The sequence below is a fragment of the Arthrobacter sp. Y3223164 genome, from assembly GCF_059091005.1.
The window spans coordinates 1-4,925 of the sequence record NZ_JBNHGF010000212.1 but is presented as its reverse complement, the minus strand read 5'-3'; the positions used below and the strand labels follow the sequence as shown (position 1 = coordinate 4,925).

General features: G+C 68.3%; 5 protein-coding genes. 4 read left to right on the top strand and 1 reads right to left on the bottom strand.

Translation table 11 applies throughout. The annotated features are described in order from the left end of the window. Positions 1 to 176: 176 nt before the first annotated feature. The 3 genes from AC5RUJ_RS11025 (at position 177) to AC5RUJ_RS11015 (ending at position 3,476) form a co-directional block, all read left to right on the top strand. The gene (locus AC5RUJ_RS11025; RefSeq protein ID WP_494014364.1) at positions 177 to 1,604 is read left to right on the top strand and encodes a class II fumarate hydratase; all 1,428 of its coding nucleotides are present in this window, start codon (positions 177 to 179) and stop codon (positions 1,602 to 1,604) included. 288 nt (positions 1,605 to 1,892) lie between these two features. Then, positions 1,893 to 3,203 carry a S8 family peptidase gene (locus AC5RUJ_RS11020; protein WP_494073581.1) on the top strand — a complete coding sequence of 437 codons (1,311 nt, stop codon included), beginning with the start codon at positions 1,893 to 1,895 and terminating at the stop codon, positions 3,201 to 3,203. A 42-nt stretch (positions 3,204 to 3,245) separates the two neighbouring features. Next, positions 3,246 to 3,476: a hypothetical protein gene (locus tag AC5RUJ_RS11015; RefSeq protein ID WP_494001455.1), complete on the top strand. Its 231-nt coding sequence runs from the start codon at positions 3,246 to 3,248 to the stop codon at positions 3,474 to 3,476. Positions 3,477 to 3,528: 52 nt separating this feature from the next. Here the strand turns inward: AC5RUJ_RS11015 and AC5RUJ_RS11010 are convergent, their stop codons facing one another. After that, the gene (locus AC5RUJ_RS11010) at positions 3,529 to 4,035 is read right to left on the bottom strand and encodes a prepilin peptidase (RefSeq protein ID WP_494128034.1); all 507 of its coding nucleotides are present in this window, start codon (positions 4,033 to 4,035) and stop codon (positions 3,529 to 3,531) included. Positions 4,036 to 4,091: 56 nt separating this feature from the next. Here AC5RUJ_RS11010 and AC5RUJ_RS11005 point away from each other — a divergent pair, with 56 nt between their 5' ends. Continuing rightward, positions 4,092 to 4,880, top strand: a complete 789-nt coding sequence (locus tag AC5RUJ_RS11005; RefSeq protein ID WP_494014367.1) for a hypothetical protein — start codon at positions 4,092 to 4,094, stop codon at positions 4,878 to 4,880. The last annotated feature ends 45 nt before the right edge of the window (positions 4,881 to 4,925 follow it).

Genomic DNA, 4,925 nt, shown 5'->3' with positions numbered 1-4,925 from the left:
TTCGCTGACCACGGCAAGGAGAACTGATGCACATCGACAACGTCGAGAACCTCGTCGACCGGGAATTCGACTACATCGTCGTCGGCGGTGGACCCGCTCGGCGCCGCCTCAACCAAGCCGCCGCCGTGCCGCAACACAATTCGGAACCGGTGCGCCGCAGGCATAAGCTTGGAGCCATGACTTCTGCTGATTCTGCTGAATACCGCATCGAACACGACACCATGGGCGAGGTCCGCGTTCCGGTCAACGCCCTCTACCGTGCGCAGACCCAGCGCGCCGTCGAGAACTTCCCGATCTCCGGCAAGACGCTGGAGCGCGCCCACATCGAGGCCCTGGCCCGGATCAAGAAGGCTGCGGCCACCGCGAACGCCGAACTGGGCGTGCTAGACGGCGAGCTGGCCAAGGCCATCGCCGCGGCGGCGGACGAAGTAGCCACAGGCAAGTACGACGGCGACTTCCCGATCGACGTTTTCCAGACCGGTTCCGGCACCTCGTCGAACATGAACACGAACGAGGTCCTGGCCGAACTGGCCACCCGTGCGCTGCGGGATGCCGGCAGCGACAAGACGGTTCACCCGAATGACCACGTCAACGCCTCGCAGTCCTCCAACGACGTCTTCCCGACCTCGGTGCACGTGGCCGCCACCTCGGCCTTGATCAACGAGCTGATCCCCGCGCTGGACTACCTGGCCGCGTCCCTGGAGCGCAAGGCCGAGGAGTTCAAGGATGTGGTGAAGTCCGGCCGCACCCACCTGATGGACGCGACGCCGGTCACCCTCGGGCAGGAATTCGGCGGCTACGCCGCCCAGGTGCGCTACGGCATCGAACGCATCGAGGCATCACTGCCGCGCGTGGCCGAGGTTCCGCTGGGCGGCACCGCCGTCGGCACCGGCATCAACACCCCGGCCGGCTTCCCGCAGCGCGTGATCGAACTGCTGGCCGCCGACACCGGCCTGCCGCTGACGGAGGCCCGCAACCACTTCGAGGCCCAGGCCAACCGCGACGGCCTGATCGAGGCCTCCGGGCAGCTGCGCAACATTGCCTACGCGTTCATGAAGATCAACAACGACCTGCGCTGGATGGGTTCGGGCCCGAACACCGGCCTGGGCGAGATCGCCATCCCCGACCTGCAGCCGGGTTCTTCGATCATGCCGGGCAAGGTCAACCCGGTCATCTGCGAGGCAGCCATCATGGTGGCCGCCCAGGTCGTCGGCAACGACACCACCATCGCCCTGTCCTCCACCAACGGCGCCTTCGAGCTGAACGTGGGCATCCCGGTGATGGCCGCCAACCTGCTCGAGTCCATCCGCCTGCTGGCGAACACCTCGCGCGTCATGGCGGACAAGATGATCGACGGGCTGACCGCCAACGTGGAGCGCGCCCGCTTCCTGGCCGAGGCCTCCCCCTCGATCGTGACCCCGCTGAACAAGTTCATCGGCTACGAAAACGCCGCCAAGATCGCCAAGCACTCGGTCCAGGAAGGCCTGACCGTGCGCGAGTCGGTTGTGGCCCTTGGCTTCCTGGAGCGCGGCGAACTGACCGAAGAGCAGCTGGATTCTGCGCTGGACGTGCTCTCGATGACCGTCCCGCCGCAGGCCAAATAGCAGGCGGGTCCATCGCGGATCCTGAAGGGCGCTCTTGCTTCGGCGGGGGCGCCCTTCAGCGTGCACGGCGTCCCGGTCGCCGCTCACCCGGGCCGGATCGGCGTCAGGGCGGGGCCCTGCTGCCTTTTTTGGCTCCGACCGGCTGAAACGATTGCCTGGAGCTTGAACCGTCGGCCTCCGGGACTAGGATGAGGCGCACACGTCCCCGTGGACGGCGGGTGAACGGCCCAGCCAGGGCCGCCGGCCGGCCCGTCGGGGACCCGGTGGAAGAGCGTCCAGGAGGTCTCCGTGATTGGCGATTCGCAGCCCCCGTCCCTGGCGACGGCCGACTATTCCGTGCCCGGGCAGCCGAAGACCACCGGACGCTTTATCGTCGTCTTTTACGGCCCATCCGACGAGTGTGCCGGCCTCCTGGCCGACGCCGCCGGCCTGTCGAATGTCGCGGACAGCCGCGATTTCGGCACCCGCGGGGTGGACCCGGACGCGGCCTCCGGCGCCGACGCAACGGTCTTCGCAAACCTGGGCATCGCCGTCGTCGCCGCCGGCCCGGACCAAATCAGCTCGCTCCAAGTCAGTACCGCTGCCCGGCACCGTGTCCTTTCGGTCTCGCCGGAACTCATCCACGACGTGCTCGGTCCGGCCGATGACTACGCCGTTGGCTACCGCGACGGCGTGACCGACCTGTCCGGCAGGCTCACCGCGCGACGGCACGAACGCTACGAAGCGGGCCCCGCACCGGCGGGCTTCGCCGACAACAACAATTTCACCTGGGGACAGCAGGCCACCAGGGCCGTCTCGTCGCCCTATTCGGGGCAAGGCGTGCGCGTAGCCGTGCTGGACACCGGGTTCGACGAGACGCATCCGGATTTCGCCGGACGCAGCATCACCAGCGCCTCCTTCATCCCGGGCGAGCCGCCGCAGGACGGACACGGCCACGGCACGCACTGCATCGGGACCGCGTGCGGCCCCAAGTCCCCCGGCACCGGCCCGCGCTACGGCGTGGCCCACGAAGCGGAGATCTTCGCCGGCAAGGTCCTCAGCAACGCCGGTTCGGGGACCGACGCCGGCATCCTTGCCGGGATCGACTGGGCCGTGGGCAACGGCTGTGCCGTCATCTCCATGTCCCTGGGAGCCGACGTCGCACAAATCCACCCGCCCTACACGGCCGCCGGGAGCCGGGCGCTGGAGCAGGGTTCCCTGATCATCGCCGCCGCGGGAAACAATGCCGACCGCCGGAAGGGCGAGTTCGGGTTCGTCGGCGCCCCGGCGAACAGCCCGTTCATCATGGGGGTGGCCGCGCTGGACCAGGCCCTGGAGGTCGCGTTCTTTTCCGCCCGCAGCCTCCCCCTGCGCGGCGGGCAGGTGGACTGTGCCGGTCCCGGGTTCCAGGTGTATTCGTCCTGGCCCATGCCGAAGCGTTACAACACCATCAGCGGCACCAGCATGGCGACGCCCCACGCCGCCGGCGTGGCGGCCCTGTGGTCAGAGGCTACCGGCCGGCGCGGCCTGGAACTGTGGGCCACGCTGGTGCAGGAAGCGGAGCGGCTGCCCGTGCCCTCCGTCGACGTCGGGGCGGGGCTGGTTCTTGCCCCGCAGTGACCCGCTTCCCCCGGGAGGGGCCGCCGGACCTATCATGGGGGTATGCAGATCACCGTGACGGTGCGCCACGACTACCTCTCCGATACCGGGCGGATTGCCGAGCAGTTGGCAGCCGGCGGCATGCGGGTGGAAAACGTGTTGTCATCCCTGGGCATGATTACGGGTTCATTGCCGGAGGGACAGCGTGCCGCTGTTGCCGGAATCGAGGGCGTCGAGTCCGTGGACGAAGACCGGCAGTTCGTCCTGCCCCCTCCCGACTCCGATATCCAATAGGCTCGGCGGACAAATTCCGGGACGCCGCGCGTCGTTGGCCCGCGCTTCGCGGCTACGTCGGCAGCAGCAGCGCCGCCCACGTGCCGGCGATCATGAACGGCCCGAATGGAATGTCGCTGTGCAGCGTTCCGCGCCGCAGTACTACCAGCAACACCCCGTACGCGCCGCCCAGCAGGAAGGCCGCGAACGTGCCCAGCAGCAGGTGTTCAAACCCCAGGTAGCCCAGGTACATCCCCAGCACCCCGGCCAGTTTGACGTCGCCGAATCCCATGCCGGCCGGATAAATAAGCCGGACGGCGAAATAGAAGACCCAGAGCAGAGCGCCGCCGGCCGGCACCCGCCAGAACATGCCGGCTTCGTAGCCTGCGAGGGAGGCCGCGAGCAGCAGCACTCCGGACACCGCGTAGGCCGGGAAAATGATGCGGTTCGGCAGCCGGTGCGTCCTCAGGTCGATCCAGCTGAGCCGGGTTCCGATTACCAGCAGATAGCCGCCGGCAACCAACAGCATCCAAAACGCGAATGCATGGCCGGGCCACAGCAGCGCCAGTTGCTCGACCATGGACCCAACCTACTGCACTCGCCTGATCCTCGGGAGCCGGCGGCTACACTGTGCATATGAACGGCGGGAGCGTGCTCAAGGCCGGCGACGCCGCCGGCAACGCGGAGACCTTCAGGTGCCTCTGCCGTTCTTCCCCGTGGAAGTGGGAATCGCTGCGGTTTGAGCTCCGGGCCGTCCACCCGGATGCGCCGGAGCCGGACGCTTCCGGCGGCATGCTGCGTGCGTGGACCCGGCGCCCCGGAGCGCTTCGGGTCGAGTCGGCCGACGGCAGGCTGCTGTACAGCACCACCGGCATTAACGACTCCCGGGACGGTTTCTACGTCAGCGCGACACGCAAGTCGTGGCTGTTGCCTCCGCATCTGGTCACTCCGGTATTCAACGACATCCATCTGGTGCGCCGCCGGCCCGAGGCCGCCTACGGTGAGCCGGTCTTCGGCAACGGGCGCTGGTCCGCGATGCTGGATCCGGTTGAGCTGGCCGGCAGCGCGCCGGTGGCCTATGAGGCGCCCTTCGCCAATCCCGTGGAGATCCATGAACTGCGGGAGGTCGAGCACCAGGGCCGGAAGGCGCTGGAGGCGGTCGTCTCGCCCAACCAGACGTATGTACCGTACGACGCCGGCCATCCGCTGCTTCCCGAGGGCCGCACCGAGGTGCGGGTCGACTGGCGGACCGGCGTCTGTGTTTCCGCGGTTGCCATGGACGGGCCTCAACAGGGCGGCGGTCATTCGTTGACCATCCTCGGAGTGGACGAATACATGCTCGACGACCTGTTCCTCGAGGTCAGCATGAACCTCACCGACGTGCGGGAGCACATACCCTGGCCGGTGCGCCCGCATCCCGCCTGAGGGCGCGGCGGAGCGCGCCGGTGTGCACCGGCGTCACCACGCCCG